Origin of the sequence: Flavobacterium aquidurense (genome assembly GCF_002217195.1) — a bacterium.
Taxonomy (GTDB): Bacteria; Bacteroidota; Bacteroidia; order Flavobacteriales; family Flavobacteriaceae; genus Flavobacterium; species Flavobacterium frigidimaris.
Map to the genome: position 1 here is coordinate 104,014 of NZ_MUGR01000022.1, position 18,485 is coordinate 122,498.

General features: G+C 30.5%; 17 protein-coding genes and 1 pseudogene. All 18 read left to right on the forward strand.

Annotated elements, in window-relative coordinates:
- Positions 1-38 precede the first annotated feature (38 nt).
- The 18 genes and pseudogenes from B0A67_RS11665 to B0A67_RS11750 all read left to right on the forward strand — a co-directional run bounded on the left by B0A67_RS11665 (position 39) and on the right by B0A67_RS11750 (position 18,484).
- Entirely contained in the window at positions 39-2,459 is a 2,421-nt protein-coding gene (locus tag B0A67_RS11665; protein ID WP_072960674.1) for an SLBB domain-containing protein, read from the forward strand.
- A gap of 9 nt (positions 2,460-2,468) precedes the next feature.
- Positions 2,469-3,551: a GumC domain-containing protein gene (locus tag B0A67_RS11670; RefSeq protein WP_072960677.1), complete on the forward strand. Its 1,083-nt coding sequence runs from the start codon at positions 2,469-2,471 to the stop codon at positions 3,549-3,551.
- A 23-nt stretch (positions 3,552-3,574) separates the two neighbouring features.
- Positions 3,575-4,762 (forward strand): UDP-N-acetylglucosamine 4,6-dehydratase, encoded by a 1,188-nt coding sequence (locus B0A67_RS11675; RefSeq protein WP_072960679.1) that lies wholly within the window; start codon positions 3,575-3,577, stop codon positions 4,760-4,762.
- A gap of 2 nt (positions 4,763-4,764) precedes the next feature.
- Complete coding sequence (locus tag B0A67_RS11680; protein ID WP_072960682.1) at positions 4,765-5,907, forward strand: LegC family aminotransferase; 1,143 nt, start codon at positions 4,765-4,767, stop codon at positions 5,905-5,907.
- The gene (locus tag B0A67_RS11685) at positions 5,897-6,520 is read left to right on the forward strand and encodes an acetyltransferase (RefSeq protein ID WP_072960685.1); all 624 of its coding nucleotides are present in this window, start codon (positions 5,897-5,899) and stop codon (positions 6,518-6,520) included. The genes B0A67_RS11680 and B0A67_RS11685 overlap by 11 nt, the downstream gene beginning before the upstream one ends.
- A gap of 2 nt (positions 6,521-6,522) precedes the next feature.
- The gene (gene neuB / locus B0A67_RS11690; RefSeq protein WP_072960689.1) at positions 6,523-7,545 is read left to right on the forward strand and encodes an N-acetylneuraminate synthase; all 1,023 of its coding nucleotides are present in this window, start codon (positions 6,523-6,525) and stop codon (positions 7,543-7,545) included.
- Positions 7,542-8,645, forward strand: a complete 1,104-nt coding sequence (gene neuC, locus B0A67_RS11695) for a UDP-N-acetylglucosamine 2-epimerase (protein ID WP_072960692.1) — start codon at positions 7,542-7,544, stop codon at positions 8,643-8,645. The genes neuB and neuC overlap by 4 nt, the downstream gene beginning before the upstream one ends.
- A complete protein-coding gene (locus B0A67_RS11700; protein ID WP_072960695.1) occupies positions 8,642-9,688 on the forward strand; it encodes a nucleotidyltransferase family protein in 1,047 nt (348 codons plus the stop codon). Before neuC ends, B0A67_RS11700 begins: the two co-directional genes overlap by 4 nt.
- A gap of 1 nt (position 9,689) precedes the next feature.
- Complete coding sequence (locus tag B0A67_RS11705) at positions 9,690-10,412, forward strand: acylneuraminate cytidylyltransferase family protein (RefSeq protein ID WP_072960698.1); 723 nt, start codon at positions 9,690-9,692, stop codon at positions 10,410-10,412.
- A complete protein-coding gene (locus B0A67_RS11710) occupies positions 10,409-11,335 on the forward strand; it encodes a Gfo/Idh/MocA family protein (RefSeq protein ID WP_072960701.1) in 927 nt (308 codons plus the stop codon). Before B0A67_RS11705 ends, B0A67_RS11710 begins: the two co-directional genes overlap by 4 nt.
- Positions 11,328-12,071, forward strand: a complete 744-nt coding sequence (locus B0A67_RS11715) for an oxidoreductase (protein WP_072960704.1) — start codon at positions 11,328-11,330, stop codon at positions 12,069-12,071. Before B0A67_RS11710 ends, B0A67_RS11715 begins: the two co-directional genes overlap by 8 nt.
- A gap of 34 nt (positions 12,072-12,105) precedes the next feature.
- On the forward strand, positions 12,106-13,251 hold the full coding sequence (locus tag B0A67_RS11720) for an N-acetyl sugar amidotransferase (RefSeq protein ID WP_072960707.1): 1,146 nt from the start codon (positions 12,106-12,108) through the stop codon (positions 13,249-13,251).
- Positions 13,248-13,859 (forward strand): imidazole glycerol phosphate synthase subunit HisH, encoded by a 612-nt coding sequence (gene hisH, locus B0A67_RS11725; RefSeq protein WP_072960712.1) that lies wholly within the window; start codon positions 13,248-13,250, stop codon positions 13,857-13,859. The genes B0A67_RS11720 and hisH overlap by 4 nt, the downstream gene beginning before the upstream one ends.
- Positions 13,859-14,638: a HisA/HisF-related TIM barrel protein gene (locus B0A67_RS11730; RefSeq protein ID WP_072960716.1), complete on the forward strand. Its 780-nt coding sequence runs from the start codon at positions 13,859-13,861 to the stop codon at positions 14,636-14,638. The genes hisH and B0A67_RS11730 overlap by 1 nt, the downstream gene beginning before the upstream one ends.
- Positions 14,625-15,173, forward strand: a complete 549-nt coding sequence (locus B0A67_RS25330; RefSeq protein WP_072960718.1) for an acyltransferase — start codon at positions 14,625-14,627, stop codon at positions 15,171-15,173. Before B0A67_RS11730 ends, B0A67_RS25330 begins: the two co-directional genes overlap by 14 nt.
- 91 nt (positions 15,174-15,264) lie before the next feature.
- Complete coding sequence (locus tag B0A67_RS11740; RefSeq protein WP_123887383.1) at positions 15,265-16,335, forward strand: hypothetical protein; 1,071 nt, start codon at positions 15,265-15,267, stop codon at positions 16,333-16,335.
- 398 nt (positions 16,336-16,733) lie between these two features.
- Positions 16,734-16,886 (forward strand): annotated as a pseudogene (locus tag B0A67_RS25415) (DapH/DapD/GlmU-related protein); the annotation flags it as partial.
- Between the two features lie 44 nt (positions 16,887-16,930).
- Positions 16,931-18,484: a lipopolysaccharide biosynthesis protein gene (locus B0A67_RS11750; RefSeq protein ID WP_072960728.1), complete on the forward strand. Its 1,554-nt coding sequence runs from the start codon at positions 16,931-16,933 to the stop codon at positions 18,482-18,484.
- Position 18,485 lies beyond the last annotated feature (1 nt).

The window sequence follows — 18,485 nt, forward strand, 5'->3', positions numbered from 1 at the left end:
TTATTTAAACCATTCTCTAGGTTAAATTATAGTTTCATATGAAAAAGATAACTTACGTTCTTACGCTGCTTTTTATTTTATTATTATCAGTTAATGTAAATGCTCAGGATATATTTAAATCAAAGGATTTAAGCACTGTTAAAGTCGATTATTTGTCTGTTGATGATTTAGCCAAAATTAGTGCTCAGTTAAAAAGCAATAACGCAACAATTGATAGTGTAGAGTCAATGGCTTTATCAAAAGGGATGAGTCAAAGTGAATTCAATAAATTGAGAGTTAAATTAAATGAATTTAATAAGAAAAATATTAAAGATAATAAGGCAAACATAGTTGATAAGGATTCTGGATTTGGAAGAAAACAGGAAGTAGTTAAAAATGATAAAATAAAAGATTCAACAAATGCTTTAATTTTTGGTTCTGAATTATTTGATAACCCTACTTTAAATTTTGAACCGGATTTGAAATTAGCTACACCTATGAATTATATTCTGGGACCTGGTGATGAATTGCAGGTTAGTGTTTATGGGGTTCAGGAGTACAATGCCAGTATTCCGGTTAGTGTAGAAGGAAAGGTAACTATTGACTATGTAGGACAAATATCTGTTTCTGGTATGTCTATAGAGGCTGCTACTCAAAAAATAAAGTCATCTATTGCCAGAGTATATAGCACAGTGAGTTCCGGCCAATCTCAGGTCAGTGTAAGTTTAAGTAGAATTCGTACTATTAAAATCACTATAGTAGGAGGTAAACAACCGGGTAATTATTCTATATCATCTTTGGCAACAGTTTATAATGCTTTGCATTTGGCTGGAGGACCGGGAAAAAACGGAAGTTATAGAAATATAGAACTGATTAGAAATAATAAAATTTACAAAAATGTAGACATTTATAAGTTTTTAGTTAAGGGTGATCAATCTGATAATGTAAGCTTGAAAGATAATGATGTAATTCGAATACCAGCTTACAGTCAAAGAGTAACTGTTGAAGGAGAAGTTAAGCGTCCTGGAATTTTCGAGATGAAAATAGGAGAGAAGTTTTCTGATTTATTAAATTTTGCTTCTGGTTTTAATGAATTTGCCTACACGGCTTCTGTTAATGTAATACAAAAAACAGGAAAAGAATTCAAAGTGCATGATATAAACGAAAGCGAATACAATTCTTATTTGCCGCAATCCGGAGATGTATTTAGAATTACCAAAATTTTGAACCGATTCGAAAATCGTATTAAAATAGAAGGAGCTGTTTTTAGACCGGATTATTATTCTTATAGTGAAGGAATGCGAATTTCAGATCTTATTACAAGAGCTGAAGGACTTAAAGAAGATGCTTATACAAAAAGAGCAAGGATTATTCGTCTAAAAACAGATTTAACGACAGAAATTGTAAATGTTGATTTAGGTGCCGCTTTATCTGGGGATTTAAATGCTGATTTAGAATTAAAAAGAGAAGATATTTTAACTGTTTATTCTATTCTGGATTTTAGAGAAGAATATAAAGTCACTATTGATGGTGAAGTAAAAAATCCTGGTGTGTATGAGTATTTCGAAAACTTGACATTAAATGATCTGGTGGTTCAGGTGGGAGGATTAACAGGTTCTGCATCTAAAAGAGTGGAAATTGCAAGAATGGTAAAATCGGATGTAATAGATGATGCTGATCCTAAGCGCGTTGAGTTGCTTGAATTTGAAATTACGGCGGACAACAACGAACAAATTAAAAACTTTGTTTTAAAACCCTTTGATGTAATTAATATCCGTAAAGTAGCAGTATATGAAAAACCTCAAATGGTTACTGTTGGTGGAGCAGTGGCTTACCCAGGGAAATATGTTTTAGCCAATAAGAGAGAAACTGTTTATAACGTTGTTATGCGAGCAGGAGGGCTAATATCTATTGCCAATTTGGATGGTATGAAAATAAAAAGACCATTCAAACAAGAACAAATTGATCAATTAGAAAGTATAGATTTAAATTTATCGAAGAATGATTCAGTAAAGGGTAAGTTAGCTAAAAAACTTAAAGAAGATTTAAAATTTGCTATCATACCAGTTAACTGGGAAAAAATTGTAAAAGATAAAAATCATTATTCTAATGTCACTTTGTTTCCAGGAGATGAGATTGAAGTGGCCGTCTTTAATGAAGGTGTTAAGGTAACTGGGAACGTTCTATTGACTTCTGAAATTCCATATAGAAGTGGTAAAGGGTTTAGATACTATATTGATGCTGTTGGAGGTGTTGATAATAAAGGATGGAAGAGAAAAGCTTATATAATTTATCCTAATGGTAAAGCTTCTGTGACAAGTTCCTTTTTGTTTTTTAGGTCTTATCCAAATGTGACTCCTGATTCTCAGATTGTTGTGCCGCAAAAGCCTGAGGCGAAGAAAATGAGTGCTGGAGAATGGGCTGGACTTGGAACTGCATTTGCTAGTTTAGCTTTGTTAATTGTTACTGCTTTTAAATAAAATATTTTGATGGATAATAAACCTATTGTAGACGATGAAATATCGTTAAAGGAATTAATAAATAAAGCACAAGAATGGTACGCTTATTTACTTTCTCAATGGAAATTTGTAGTGTTTGCGGGAATTATTGGTGCAGCTTTAGGTGTAACTTATTCTTATACGCAAAAACCTATTTATAAAGCTACTTTATCATTTGCATTAGAAGATGAAAAAGGCGGGGGTGGACTTGGAGGAGCATTAGGATTAGCAAGCTCCTTTGGTCTAGATGTAGGAGGAAGTGGTGGTGGTATTTTTACAGGTTCTAATCTAACGGAATTATTTAAATCTAGATCAATGGTGGAGAAAACGTTACTATCGCCAGTTAATGTAAATGGAAAAATAATTTCTTTAGCTGAAATGTATATTCAAAATAATAAATGGAGAAAAAATTGGGAGAACAATCCAAAAATAGCATCGATTCAATTTTCACCGGAGGTCAGTCGTAAAAATTTCACTCGTACTCAAGATAGTATTTTAGGCGTCATTTATAATAATTTGTCTAAAAATGGATTGGTAGTAGGAGTAAAAGATAAAAAAGTTTCTATTATAAGTATAGATGTTTCATCAACAAATGAATTATTTGCTAAAAATTTTTGTGAAGCTTTAGCAAAAGAGGTAGGAGAGTTTTATATCGAGACAAAGAGCAAAAAAGCTAGAATTAATATGACGATTTTAGAACGACAAGTTGATTCTGTTCGAGGTGAGTTAAATGGATCTATCACAGGTGTGGCAGTTGCTAATGATAATACATTTAACCTAAACCCGGCCATGAATGTACGTAGAGCACCTTCTTCCAGAAGACAAGTGGATGTACAAGCAAATACGGCTATATTAACCGAATTAGTTAAACAATCTGAAATGGCTAAAGTTACTTTGCGCAAAGACACACCATTGATTCAAGTTATTGATAAGCCCATTTTACCATTACCCAAAGAAAAATTTGGGAGATTGAAAGGATTAATTTATGGAGGTTTTATTAGTGGTTTTCTGGTAGTTATATTCTTAGTTATTAGAAAATTTCTTAAGTTATTGCTAAATAAAGATGATTTGTAAATAAATACTATTATAAAAAAAATATGAACATATTAAAATTGATAGGTAGACAAGCAGAAATATTTGAAAATGATATTTTAAAACACGAAAAAGAACTATCAAGTATTGTAAATAATTCTTCTTTTTTAATTATTGGTGGTGCGGGATCTATTGGACAGGCAGTTACTAAAGAAATTTTTAAAAGAAATCCATCAAAAATACATGTTGTTGATATAAGCGAAAACAATATGGTAGAACTTGTGCGTGATTTGAGAAGTTCTTACGGATACATAGATGGTGATTTCCAAACCTTTGCTTTGGATATCGGATCAATTGAATACGATGCATTTATTCAATCTGATGGTAAATATGATTATGTCTTAAATCTCTCGGCATTGAAACACGTCCGTAGTGAAAAAGATCCTTTTACCTTAATGCGAATGATAGATGTAAATATATTTAATACAGAAAAAACCTTACAACAATCAATTGAAAATGGAACAAAAAAATATTTTTGTGTTTCAACTGATAAAGCAGCTAATCCTGTAAACATGATGGGAGCTTCTAAGAGAATAATGGAGATGTATCTTATGCGTAAGAGCAAAGAAATAAAAATTTCTACAGCACGTTTTGCAAATGTTGCTTTTTCAGATGGTTCATTACTGCACGGCTTCAATCAGAGAATTATTAAAAGGCAGCCTATTGTAGCACCAAATGACATTAAACGTTATTTTGTTACTCCAAAGGAATCAGGAGAACTTTGCTTAATGTCTTGTATTTTTGGAGAAAATCGTGATATTTTTTTTCCGAAATTAAGTGAAGGCTTACATTTAATTTCTTTTTCGGATATTGCTGTTAAATATTTGCAAGAAATTGGTTTTGAAGCCTACTTATGTGAATCTGAAGAAGAAGCTCGGAATAAAGTTGAAAGCTTAGCAAAAGAAAAAAAATGGCCCTGCTTATTTACAGGTAGTGATACTACAGGTGAAAAAGATTTTGAAGAATTTTTTACAGATAGTGAAGTTTTAAATATGGATCGATTTGATAACTTGGGAATAATTAAAAATGAAGCTATTTTTTCTTTTGAGAAGTTAGAAGAATTTACAGCAAACATAGAACTTATGAAGTCGAATAAAAAATGGGATAAAGAAGAAATAGTAAATTTATTTCATAAAATGATACCAAATTTCGGACATAAGGAAACAGGTAAGTACCTAGATTCAAAAATGTAATTATGAATAGTATTAATTCAGTTATATCATTTATTAAAGAGCAGTATAAGACGGATAATTTTATACCTCTTCATATTCCACACTTTGGTGGTAATGAAAAGAAATATTTAATTGACACAATAGACTCTACTTTTGTTTCTTCAGTAGGAGCTTATGTTGATCAATTTGAAGTGATGATGCAAGACATTACTCATACTAAAAGAGCTGTCGCTGTAGTAAATGGTACCGCTGCCATTCAAGTCGCTTTGCGTTTATTAGGAGTGAAAGCAGGGGATGAAGTTTTGACGCAAGCTTTGACATTCGTAGCTACGGCCAATGCAATAGCATATCAAAATGCGACACCTGTTTTTATAGATGTTGATTTAGATACAATGGGATTATCTGCAAAAGCACTTGCTGTTTTTTTAGAAGAATTTGGTGATTTGCGTTATGATGGCTGTTATAATAAAAAGACAGGGAAAAAAATTAGCGCTTGTTTGCCAATGCATACTTTTGGATTTCCTGTTCATTTAGAGGAATTAATTAAAATTTGTGATAATTGGAAAATTCCCGTGCTAGAAGATGCTGCAGAATCTTTAGGAAGCGAATATAAAGGGAAATCAACAGGAAGCTTTGGAAAGGTAGGTGCTTTTTCATTTAATGGCAATAAAATTGTTACCTGTGGTGGTGGTGGTGCAATTGTTACCAATGATGTTACTATGGGTGAAAAAGGAAAATATTTAACTACTACAGCAAAGATTCCGCATCCATATGAATATGTTCATGATGAGATGGGATATAATTTTAGGATGCCTAATTTAAATGCCGCTCTGGCATGTGCACAATTAGAACAATTAACCGGTTTCCTTGAAAATAAAAGAAAATTGGCGAAAGAATATGAATCTTTTTTTGCTTCTAATGGTATAAATTTTAGAACAGAAACCCCAGATACAAAAGCAAATTATTGGTTAATGTGTGTAGAATTAGAAAATAAATCTGAAAGAGATTTATTTTTAAAATCTACGAACAAAAACGGTGTTATGACAAGACCAATATGGCAGCTCATGTATCGTCTGCCAATGTATGCAAACTGTCAAAGGGATAAGCAGGTTAATGCAGAATTTTTGGAAGAAAGAATTGTAAACATACCAAGCAGTGTCAGATAAAGACGTGATCCTAATTGCATATTCTGGACATGCTTATGTAGTTGCGGAAACCATTTTGGATAATGGTTTAAATATTATAGGATATTCAGATACAGAAGAAGCAAAAACTAATCCTTATAATTTAACTTATCTTGGATTTGAGAAAGAAAATGATTTTGTTGGATGGTCGAAAGAAATTTCTTTTGTTCTTGGTATTGGAGATAATAATTTGAGACAAAAAGTGGCAAATTTAATTTATACCAAAGGAAAATTAATACAGACAATCATACATAAAACGGCTCATGTTTCTAAAACTGCTATAATCGAATCAGGTACTTTTATTAGTAAAAACGTAATGGTTAATGCGTTAGTGAAAGTAGGAAGAAATACAATCTTAAATACTGGGTGTATAATCGAACATGAATGTGTTTTGCAAGATGCAGTTCATATTGCACCAGGAGCTGTATTAGCTGGAAATGTCTGTGTTGGTGAGAGAAGTTTTATTGGAGCAAATGCGGTAATAAAGCAAGGAGTTATTATAGGCAGGGATGTTGTAATAGGAGCAGGATCTGTTATTATAGCAAATATTCCTGACGGGAAAAAAGTTGTGGGAAATCCGGGTAGAATAATATAAATATGAATAAAGTAGTTATTATAGCTGAAGCAGGAGTAAACCATAATGGAGATATTCGTACAGCAAAACTATTAATTGACGCAGCAGTTAATGCTGGAGTTGATTATGTGAAATTTCAAACTTTTAAAGCTGATAGCTTAGTAAGTAAGTCGGCTAAAAAAGCAAAGTATCAAAGCATAAATATTAATGACGGTGATGATTCTCAATACGAAATGTTGAAGAAACTAGAGTTGAGTCACGAAGATCATTTAGAGTTAATATCTTATTGTAATGAGAAAAAGATTAGTTTTTTTTCAACTGCGTTTGATGTGGAAGGTGTAAATTATTTAAATGACTTAGGGCTTACATTTTTTAAAATTCCTAGTGGAGAAATAACTAATTATCCTTACTTAAGAGCTGTAGCTTTATGTGGTAAACCAGTTATAATGTCTACAGGAATGTGTTCTGAGAAAGACATTGAAAATGCTTTAGATGTATTGCTTAAATATGGATTAACAAAAGAATTAATTTCAATTCTGCATTGTAATACAGAATATCCAACTCCCATGCAAGATGTAAATCTTAAGGCAATGTTATCAATAAAAGAAAAATTTCAAACTCAGATAGGATATTCTGATCATACTCTTGGAATTGAAGTTCCAATTGCAGCAGTTGCATTAGGAGCGAAAATTATAGAGAAACATTTTACTTTAGATAGAAATCTGCTGGGTCCTGATCATATTGCTTCGCTCGAACCAGATGAATTAAAAGAAATGGTGGCAACAATTCGAAATATTGAATTAGCGATCGGAGGCGATGGACAAAAAGAAGCAAGTGAGAGTGAGAAAAAGAATATAGCGGTTGCCAGAAAAAGTATTCATATTAATAAAAATTTGCAAAAAGGACAAATCCTAACTGAAAATGATCTAATTTCTTTACGACCAGGAGATGGAATTTCTCCCATGCAATGGGAAAATATTATAGGAAAAAAACTAATTAGAGATAAAATTGAATTTGATAAACTTTCATTTTTAGATATTCAATGAAATTAGGTGTTTTAACAAGTTCACGTGCTGACTACGGAATCTATCTTCCTCTACTTAATAAAATTAAGAATGATGAGTTTTTTGATTTAGAAATTATTGCTTTTGGTACACATTTATCCAGAAGTCATGGGTATACTTTAAAAGATATCAAAAGAGATAACTATAATTGCATTCATGAAATATCATGTTTGATTTCAAATGATAGTGAAGAATCTACTGCCTCATCGTACGGCCTAACTGTTTTAAAATTTGCAGATTTTTGGCAGATACATAAATATGATTTAGTTTTTTGCTTAGGAGATCGTTTTGAAATGAGTGCTGCTATTCAGGCAGGAATTCCTTTCGGAGTTAAATTTGCACACTTACATGGAGGTGAAACAACATTAGGAGCGATTGATAACATATATCGTCATCAAATTACTTTGGCTTCAACCCTTCATTTTACAGCGACTGATATTTTTGCTGAAAAAGTTTCTAATCTTATCGATTCTTCGAAAAACGTTTTCACAACAGGATCTTTGAGTTTAAACGATATTAAAAGTTTTACTCCATTAAAAAAACAAACTTTTTTTGAGAAATTTGGAATACCGGAGGAGAATTTCATTCTGGTAACTTTCCATCCGGAAACCATGTCTGCGCAGGATAATTTTCAGTACGCAGAGGAAATGAAAAAAGCTCTAAAAAAAATAGCTGAAAATAGATATATTGTAATTACAATGCCAAATGCTGATACACAAGGATCAATTTACCGAGAGGCTATTGAGAAATTAAAAGTGCAAGTGCCTGATAGAGTTTTACTTATTGAAAATTTCGGGAAAAGTAATTATTTTTCGGCAATGTATTATGCTTCAATATTACTTGGAAATACTTCCAGCGGAATTTTAGAGGCTGCTTCATTTGGGAAATATTTTGTTAATGTTGGAGATAGGCAAAAAGGAAGAGCACAGAGTAGAAATGTTATAAATTGTGAATTTGAAGAAAAAGTAATTGTTTCTTCTGTTGTCAAAGCAATTGAATCAAACTTTTATACGGGTGAAAATATTTATTTTAGATTAAATGCAGCAGATAATATAATTAAAATCATTAAACAATTCTCATGAGAATTTATAAAGACCACTTAATTCTTTCAGGAAGTAAAATAAAACAAGCTTTACTTCAGTTCAATGAACTGTCACAAGATGCGATACTTTTTGTTGTTGATAATGAAGATAAATTAATAGGAGCATTAACAGATGGGGATGTTAGAAGAGGTTTGCTTAAAGGATTTACAATAGAATGTAATGTTGATGAGATTATTCAGGATAATCCACGATATATTGTCAAAGGAGAAAATAATCTTAAAAAAGTGATAGAGTATCGCGAAGGTGATTTTAGAATTGTACCCGTTGTTGATGAAAATAATAAAGTTGTAAATGTTATCAATTTTAGGAAAATCAGATCATATTTACCAATTGATGCTGTTATTATGGCTGGAGGAAGAGGGCAAAGACTGCAACCATTAACGGATACGGTTCCAAAACCACTTTTAAAAGTTGGAGATAAACCAATAATGGAACATAATCTTGATCGATTAGCTTTATTTGGAATTGATGATTTTTGGGTTTCTGTAAAATATCTTGGTGAACAAATAGAACAACATTTCGGGAAAGGTGAAAACAAAAATGTAAAAATTGAATATGTTTGGGAAAATGAACCTTTAGGGACTATTGGAGCTGTTTCACAAATTAGGAATTTTGAACATGATTATATTCTCGTTACAAATTCTGATTTATTAACCAATATAGATTATGAGCAATTTTTTCTTGAATTTATAAGACAAGATGCCGATTTAGCTGTTTTGACTATTCCATATCAAGTCAATATTCCATACGCAGTTTTAGAGACAAATAAAGGTGAAGTAAAAAGTTTTAAAGAAAAACCAACTTATACTTATTACTCAAATGGCGGGATATATCTGATTAAAAAGAAAATGTTAAACTTCATTCCAAAAGAAACATTCTTTAATGCAACTGATTTGATGGAAGAACTAATTAATAAAAATCTTAAAGTTATTTCATTCCCTTTTTCTGGTTATTGGTTAGATGTTGGAAAACATGAGGATTTTGAAAAAGCTCACATTGATATTCATAACATAAAATTTTAAAATGAAAATATTAATAACTATTTGCGCCAGAGGTGGGTCTAAAGGGATTCCAGGTAAAAATATAAAAGATATTAATGGTAAGTCATTAATCGGGTATTCAATTGACTTAACAAAGAAAATAAAACAGAAATTTGATGTGAAAGTTGCTTTATCTACAGACGACGAAGCTATAAAAGAAAAAGCGGAGTCATTTGGTTTAAAGACCGATTATTCACGTCCTGATTATTTAGCTACTGATGCTGCAGGAAAAATAGATACAATAAGAGATTTGTTGCTTTACGAAGAATCTATTACAGATACTAAATATGATTTTATTTTAGATCTTGATGTAACTTCTCCTCTGCGAACTTTAGAGGATATTGAAAAAGCATTAAATATCATACGTGAAAATCCTGACGCACTAAATTTATTTTCTGTTAATCCAGCAGCAAGAAGCCCATATTTTAATATGGTTGAAAAAAATGATGAGGGTTTTTATTCATTAGTTAAAACTAATTCTGACGGTAGCGTTATGACCCGTCAATCTGCTCCAAAAGTATACGAGTTAAACGCATCATTTTATTGGTATAGAAGGGCTTTTTTTGACAAAGGAATAAAAAGTGCAATTACTGATAGATCATTAATATATGAAATGAATCATATATGTTTTGATTTAGATCATCCAGTTGATTTTTTATTTATGGAATATCTACTTCAAAATAACAAACTTGATTTTGAATTATGAAGATATTAATAATAGGTTTAGGTTCGATTGCTAGAAAACATATTAGTGCTTTACAAAATTTGAAATTAAAGGATGTTAATATTTATGCATTACGATCAAATTTAAATTCAGAGATTGAAGAAGGAATTGAAAATATATATCATCTTGATAATTTAAAAATTTCTTTTGATTTTGCTATTATCTCAAATCCAACTCATTTGCATTTTGAATTTATTGAAAAATTAACAGAGCTAAATATTCCTTTATTCATTGAGAAACCTGCAGTACATACTTTAAAAGGAGTTGATAAATTAATTGAGATAATTGAAAGTAAACAACTTGTTACATATGTAGCTTGTAATTTAAGATTTCATCCATGTATTGAGTTTTTAAAAAATAAATTGAGTAAGGAAAATTTAAAAATTAATGAAGTAAATATATATTGTGGCTCATATTTACCAGATTGGAGACCTAATGTAGATTTTAGAAAAATATACAGCGCAAATGCATCTATGGGCGGAGGTGTACATTTAGATTTATTTCATGAACTTGATTATACTGCTTGGTTATTTGGAATACCTAATAAAAGTAAATCAACATTCACAAACATTTCAAGTTTAAATATTGATGCAGTAGATTATGCTAATTATATTCTTGGATATGATACATTTACAGCAAATATCATATTAAATTACTACAGGAAAAAAGCAAAAAGAGTAATTGAAATCGTTTTTGAAAATGAAATTTTAGTTGTAGACTTAATAAATAATCAAATTTTAAATGACGAGAATAAAATATTTTTTGAGGCTCCTAATTTTGAAGTTAAAAACACTTACAGTTTGCAGTTAGATTATTTTATCGGTTGTTTAAAAAATAATATATTTCCAATGAATTCTCTTAGAGAATCTGTAGAAATTTTAAAAATTGTCCTGAAAGATGAATAATAGATTAAAAAACAAAATAATTATAATTACCGGAGGCAATGGTCTTTTGGGGAAAGCAATTATAAATCGTCTGATTTCTGAGGGAGCATTTTGTATTAATTTTGAGATTAATCATGAAACAAACGAAGATTTGTCTAACGTTTATTGCGATATAACTGATTCTTCCTCGATTGATAAAGCATTAAAAGTTGTTTTAGAAAAGTATGATAAAATTGACGGACTTGTAAATAATGCTTATCCCAGAACGAAAGATTGGGGAAATAAATTTGAAGATATTGTTTTTGAATCTTGGAAACAAAATGTTGATTGGCAATTAAATAGTTATTTCTATTTAACGCAAAAAGTTGCTTCGCAAATGGCCACTCAAAAAAGTGGAAGTATTATAAATATGGCGTCTATTTATGGTGTTGTTGGTGCAGACTTTAACGTTTATGAAGGGACAACGATGACTATGCCAGCGGCGTATTCTGCAATAAAAGGTGCATTAGTAAATTTTACAAGATATGTGGCTTCGTATTTTGGTCCCCAGCAAGTGAGAGTGAATACCGTTTCCCCTGGTGGGATTTTTGATAATCAAAACGAAATTTTCGTCAATAATTATTGTAAAAAAGTGCCAATGAGAAGATTGGGAAACCCTGAAGATATTTCTCCTACGGTTGCTTTTTTACTATCTGATGATTCACAATATATCACAGGGCAGAACTTAATAGTCGATGGAGGCTGGACAGCCATTTAATATAAATTAAAGTATTTAAAAAATAAATAGTGTAATGAGCGAAAAGAAAATAACTTGGTGTAAGAATTGTTTAAATATGTCTACGAGACCTAGAATTTCATTTGATGATAGGGGATGGTGTAATGCTTGTCAGTGGATGGAAGAAAAAAAACAAATAGATTGGTCAAAAAGACAAAAGCAACTGGATGAATTAATTATTAAATATAAGTCTACAAACGGAAATTTTGATTGTATTGTGCCTGTAAGTGGTGGTAAAGACGGTTCATATGTTGCATATATGTTAAAGCATAAATATGGTATGAATCCTTTGGCAGTTACAGTGCGTCCTGCTTTATCGTTACCAATCGGTGATCAGAATCTCTTTAATTTTATACAATCAGGATATGATCATATACATATATCACCTAATCCAGTAGTTCTTGATAGACTTAATAAATACGGTTTTATTGAAAAGGGTTTTCCATATTACGGATGGTTAATTGCTATTATGACCGCATGTATTAAAACTGCAGCAAACTTTAAAATACCATTGATGTTTTATGGGGAAGATGGAGAGGTTGAATACGGCGGGTCTACTGAAAGTAAAAATAATCCTTTGTATGATATTGAGTATATGAAAAAAATATACTTAGAAGGAGGCCATCAAATAGTTTTTGATAGAATTAGAGCAGATGGTGATATTTCTGAAGCTGATTTAGCATTTTTTAAATTTCCTACTGATGAAGAAGTTTCAAATATTGGACTTTCTTTTACACATTGGTCTTATTTTGAAGCTTGGGATTCTTATAGGAATTATGTTGTAGCAAAAGAACATTGTGGATTAATTGAAAAAGAAGAAGGAAGTGTAGATACTTTTACTAATTTTTCACAAAATGATCAGGCATTATATACTTTACATGCTTATTTGATGTATTTAAAATTTGGATTTGGGCGTGCAACTCAAGATGCTGGTATAGAGATAAGAAGAGGATCAATGACAAGAGACCAGGCATTGAATTTAGTAAAAATGTATGATAATGCTTATCCTCATGATTTAATAGATGTATTTTTAGATTATTATAAAATGACTAAAGAAGAGTTTGATGCTGTTTTAGATAAATATGCAAACAAAGATTTATTTGAGAAAATAGATGGAATTTGGTCACCTAAATTTACACCAGGAGAAGATTTTACGATATGAAAATTGTGATAGCCGATTATGGCATGGGAAATATAAAATCCATTATCAGTGCCTTGAACTATCTAGGTACTGATAATGTTATAGTCTCTGCAGATTATGAAACTCTTAAAAGTGCTGATAAAATAATTCTTCCAGGTGTGGGATCATTTAGAAAAGCAATGATTCAGATTAGGGAGAAAAATATTGATAAATATCTTGAAGAGCTTGTTGTAAAAAACAATAAACCTCTAATTGGAATTTGCTTAGGGATGCAGCTTTTAGGTACCTCAAGTACGGAAGATGGTTTTACAGAGGGACTAGGATTTGTGAATGGACATTGCATAAAATTTGACAATACCAATTTAAAGGTGCCACATGTTGGATTTAATCAATTAAAAACTGCTGCTGATTCAAAGTTATATGCTGGTCTGCCAAATGAGTCGGATTTTTATTTTACGCATAGCTACAAAATGGTTAGCGAACATGATATAAATCAATCATATTGTCATTATGATTCTGATTTTATTGCAAGTTTTGAGTATAACAATATTGTAGGAGTGCAATTTCATCCTGAACTTAGTCAAAAAAATGGTTTAAAGTTGTTGAAAAATTTTATTGAAAAATTCTAATGTTAAGAAAAAGAATAATATTCGCATTAATTTATAGCGATGGCTTTTTTATGCAGAGCCGTAATTTTAGATTGCAAAAAGTGGGTAATCTAAATTGGCTTGAGAAAAATTACAAATTTCAAAATATTGCATTTTCTCTTGATGAATTGGTTGTATTAAATGCAACTCGCAATCATAAATCAATTGGCGATTTTGCAAAAACTATTGAAAACCTAGTAAACGATGTTTTTATTCCTATAGCTGCAGGCGGAGGAATTAGATCAATGGGAGACGCAGAATTATTATTTAATAGTGGCGCTGATAAAATAGTTTTAAATTCTGTTTTAAATACAAACCCAGAATTAGTAAGGGAATTAATAAAGACATATGGCTCACAAAGTATTGTGGCATCTATTGATTATAAGAAAAATGATGAAAAATTCGAAGTTTATATCAACGATGGAACTACTAAAATAAATCTTGATTTAGAAGATTATTTACACTACCTAGAAAAACTTGAAGTGGGAGAAATTTATTTAAATTCTATTGAAAAAGATGGTACTGGATTTGGATACGATTTTGACACAATTGAAAAGTTCGAATCAAAGATTAAGATACCTCTTATAATTGCTGGAGGAGCTGGAAATGAATCTCATTTTATCGATGGATTAAAATATAAAAATGTTAGTGCGGTTGCTACTGCAAATTTATTTAATTTCATTGGAGATGGACTTCCGAAAGCACGTGTGAAATTAATTGAACAAGGTGAAAATTTAGCAAATTGGAATGTTAATAATTGAGATAATAAAAAAAATAAAGTATAATCTTGGTGCCGATCGAATAGGTCCTGATCATCCTTTTACTCATTGGAGATTATACTATAAAAGAGAAATGCTTTCTCTTTGTAAAAAGAAATTCAAGTATTTTTCCGATACTGCTGATTTTAGGCCAGGTGCTTATGCTGTAGGTTGTTCTAATATTGAGATTGGAAATCGTGTCGTAATTCGTCCAGGAGTTATGCTGTTTGGAGAATCTGAAAGTCTACAAACATCAATTATTATCGAGGATAATGTAATGATGGGATGTGGAGTTCATATTTATATAAATAACCACAAGTTTGACCAAATGAATATTCCTCTCATTGATCAAGGTTATTATCCGGATGAAGCAGTGATTTTAAAAAATGGATGTTGGATTGGAGCCAATTCTATCTTGTTACCAGGTGTTACAGTAGGCAAAAACTCTGTTGTAGGTGCTGGTTCTATCGTAACGAAGTCTATTCCCGATGGCGTAGTTGCAGTTGGTAATCCTGCAAAAATAATTAGAAGTATTTGAAATGAAGTTTAAGAAGATCGTATACGTAGGATATTTCCCCTTATCAAATCTTGTATATCAAGATTATTATTTTGAAACTCTTTTAAAAAAGATGGTACTTGTAGATTACTTGGATGTTACAACTCTATTTTTCGAAGCGGAAAACCTGAATGAATACCCATACAAGGATGCTGTTAAGATCACTTCTTATAAAGAATTAGATGATTATTTCCTGAAGCAAGATAATTCTTGTACTTTATATGTTTCATTAATTGGTTATGAATGGAGAGTAGTTAAGTTGTTTAGAGTTTTTACTAAGCATAAATTATATACAGGTGTCTTTGGTCGAGGTGTCTTTCCTAATATTTATGAATCTACAAGATCTAAATATATATTTAACCTTCAAAATTTTGGTTTTAATCGGTTAAGTATAATGATCAAGAATCGATTAGCAAGATTGTTTAAAATCAGTGGTTACATAAAAACATATGATTATATTTTTAGAGCAGGTGCATATGGACACTTAGCATTTGGTTATGGTAATGACATAGATTTATTAAAAGCTAACATTATTGATGTTAATACTGTTGATTATGATAAGTTTCTGATTGAAAAACAAAAAGAAGAGAAATCTAAAGATGATTACGTTGTTTTCTTAGATCAATATTTTCCATATCATCCTGATACTGTATTTTTTAATATAAAAACAGTTGAGGCTAATAGATATTATAGAGAACTAAATGATTTTTTTGATAGATTTGAGAAAAGTACTAGTTTAAAAGTAGTAATCGCAGCTCATCCTAAAGCAGTTTTATATACTAATGAAAATCCATTCAATGGTAGAGAGGTTGTATTTTATAAAGCAAATGAAATGGTAAAAGATGCTTCTATAGTTTTAACTCATAATAGTACTGCCATTTGTTTTCCTATTTGTTATAAAAAGAGGCTTGTTCTTTTGACTAACAAATATTTAGAAGAAACTTTTCTTGACTATGAATTATCATTAAATGCCATAAAAAATGCATCAGGATGTTCAATTATCTGTATGGATTCTGATCAAATTGACGTTCCAATTGAAATAGATGAAAAATTATATCGAGAATATAGATATAAATACTTAACATCAGAAATAAGTGAATTTAAATTATCGAAAGATATTTTTTTAGACTTTATATCTAAATAAAAACAGAAAGAGATATGAATTTATGGATTTGGATAGTTAGAATTTTTCCTTCTGTTTTCGGAGGTTTATATTTAAGAAAGCTTTATTACTCAAAATTTTTTGGACATTCTGATTTTATTATTCCTGATAATGTTACCATGGATAATATTAGAAACATTAAAATTGGTAACTGTTTTAGAGTGTGTCCAGACGTGAAAATTTTTACAGAAAATGAAGGAGAAATAGAGATTGGAAATAATTTTTTTGCTAACTATAATTGTTTTTTTAGCGCAAATAAAGAAAAAATTGTAATCGGAAACGATTGTCTTCTAGGGCCAGATGTTTTAATAATAAATAGCAACCATGATACAAAAAGAAATATTTTAATAAGAGAACAGCCGAATGTTGCAAAAAAAATAGTGATAGGTAATAATGTTTGGATTGGAGCAAAAAGTATTATTTTGCCGGGAGTGACTATCGGAGATAATGCAGTCATCGCTGCAGGTTCAATAGTTAATAAAAATGTTGAACCGTATACTTTGGTTGGAGGAGTTCCCGCAAAATTTATAAAAATATTAATTTAGAATAAAATACTTTAGAGTATCTTTTTAATTCAATGCAAAAATCATATACTAAAAATTATCTTAAAATTTATCTTTGGCAAGGGGTTTCCTTAGTATTAAATTTTCTCTCAATGTTTGTGGTTATTCCGTACCTAACTTCTGATCCTACTACTTATGGGATTTATACAGTCTGTATTTCTTTCTCCATATTCCTTGCTTATGCTGATTTGGGATTTATGAGTGCTGGTCAAAAATTCGCAGCAGAATCTTTTGCTAAAGGTGATAGGGATGAAGAGATTAAGATAATCGGTTTTACTAATTTTATTTTGTTGTTATTTTTGATTTTATTTTCTATAATCTTTGTTTATTTAAGTACTCAGCCAGAACTTTTGGTTAAAGATTTAAAAACTATAGAACAAAAACATGTGGCGTCTTCTTTACTTTTACTGCTAGCTATTTTTACCCCAACAACTTTATTGCAGCGCTTACTACAAATGATCTTTGGAGTTAGAATGGAAGATTTTATCATTCAACGTACTAATACAATTGGAAGTATAATCAGGATATTATCTGTTTTATGGTTTTTCAGAGATGGTAACTATAATATTATTGGTTACTTCTCATTTGCACAAGTAGTTAATTTAATTGCTGCGCTAATCACTTTGCAGGTTGCACGGGTGAAGTATGATTATGATTTCAAAAAATTGTTTTTATCTATTTCTTTTAATAAAATTATTTTTAGAAAGATAAAGGGATTGGCATTTGCTAGTTTGTTTGTTACTATTTCATGGATTTTGTATTATGAACTAGATACAGTAGCTATAGGCAAACTTCTTGGAGCCAGTGATGTTGCTATTTATGCCATTGGACTAACGATTCTTGCTTTTTTTAGAAGTATTCTAGGAATACTTTTTTCTCCCTTTAATGTGCGGTTCAATCATTTTGTAGGGAATGGCGAGGAAGAAAATTTAAAGTCTTTTTATTTACAGATTGTCTCAATTTTTGCTCCCATTGTGATGTTTCCTATGATTGCGATTGCTATTTTTGCAAAGCCACTTGTAATTACCTGGGTTGGAGAAGATTATTGTGACTCAGTTCCGATTGTTCAATATTTAGTATTTTGTAATTTTTTTGCATTTATTACTTATCCTACTAATTTTATATTGCTAGCAAAAGAACGTCAAAAAGAATTGTATTTTATTAGCACTATTTTGCCAGTTGTTTTTTGGACAGGCATAGTTATTACAATAGGAATATGGGGGGTGAAATCATTTGCTATCTTTAAATTCATTGCATTTTTATTTTCGGCTCTTGTCTTATTTAAGCTTATGATTGGATATTTAAAAATAAATTTATTGGAATCATTAAAGATAATTTTTAGTCCTTTATTTTTGCCTATTTTATTTTTAACTTTAACTTCATTTGTTGTTCGGCAATATATGCCAGTTGAAAAATCCAAAGTTTATTTACTAGTTGTTGTTGGAGTAATCGGAGTGTTAATTTTAGCATCTTTTATTATTTTATATTTAACATCTTTGAAATGGAGAATCCAATTGAATAAAATTATAAAAGGCTTTGGAATAAAAAAATTCCAGAAATCTAATTAAA

Excerpts from the sequence above, each read along its gene's own strand:
- B0A67_RS11665 (WP_072960674.1), top strand. The coding sequence starts at position 39 with ATGAAAAAGATAACTTACGTTCTTACGCTGCTTTTTATTTTATTATTA.
- B0A67_RS11670 (WP_072960677.1), top strand. The coding sequence starts at position 2,469 with ATGGATAATAAACCTATTGTAGACGATGAAATATCGTTAAAGGAATTA.
- B0A67_RS11675 (WP_072960679.1), top strand. The coding sequence starts at position 3,575 with ATGAACATATTAAAATTGATAGGTAGACAAGCAGAAATATTTGAAAAT.
- B0A67_RS11680 (WP_072960682.1), top strand. The coding sequence starts at position 4,765 with ATGAATAGTATTAATTCAGTTATATCATTTATTAAAGAGCAGTATAAG.
- neuB (WP_072960689.1), top strand. The coding sequence starts at position 6,523 with ATGAATAAAGTAGTTATTATAGCTGAAGCAGGAGTAAACCATAATGGA.
- neuC (WP_072960692.1), top strand. The coding sequence starts at position 7,542 with ATGAAATTAGGTGTTTTAACAAGTTCACGTGCTGACTACGGAATCTAT.
- B0A67_RS11700 (WP_072960695.1), top strand. The coding sequence starts at position 8,642 with ATGAGAATTTATAAAGACCACTTAATTCTTTCAGGAAGTAAAATAAAA.
- B0A67_RS11705 (WP_072960698.1), top strand. The coding sequence starts at position 9,690 with ATGAAAATATTAATAACTATTTGCGCCAGAGGTGGGTCTAAAGGGATT.
- B0A67_RS11710 (WP_072960701.1), top strand. The coding sequence starts at position 10,409 with ATGAAGATATTAATAATAGGTTTAGGTTCGATTGCTAGAAAACATATT.
- B0A67_RS11715 (WP_072960704.1), top strand. The coding sequence starts at position 11,328 with ATGAATAATAGATTAAAAAACAAAATAATTATAATTACCGGAGGCAAT.
- B0A67_RS11720 (WP_072960707.1), top strand. The coding sequence starts at position 12,106 with ATGAGCGAAAAGAAAATAACTTGGTGTAAGAATTGTTTAAATATGTCT.
- hisH (WP_072960712.1), top strand. The coding sequence starts at position 13,248 with ATGAAAATTGTGATAGCCGATTATGGCATGGGAAATATAAAATCCATT.
- B0A67_RS11730 (WP_072960716.1), top strand. The coding sequence starts at position 13,859 with ATGTTAAGAAAAAGAATAATATTCGCATTAATTTATAGCGATGGCTTT.
- B0A67_RS25330 (WP_072960718.1), top strand. The coding sequence starts at position 14,625 with ATGTTAATAATTGAGATAATAAAAAAAATAAAGTATAATCTTGGTGCC.
- B0A67_RS11740 (WP_123887383.1), top strand. The coding sequence starts at position 15,265 with ATGGTACTTGTAGATTACTTGGATGTTACAACTCTATTTTTCGAAGCG.
- B0A67_RS11750 (WP_072960728.1), top strand. The coding sequence starts at position 16,931 with ATGCAAAAATCATATACTAAAAATTATCTTAAAATTTATCTTTGGCAA.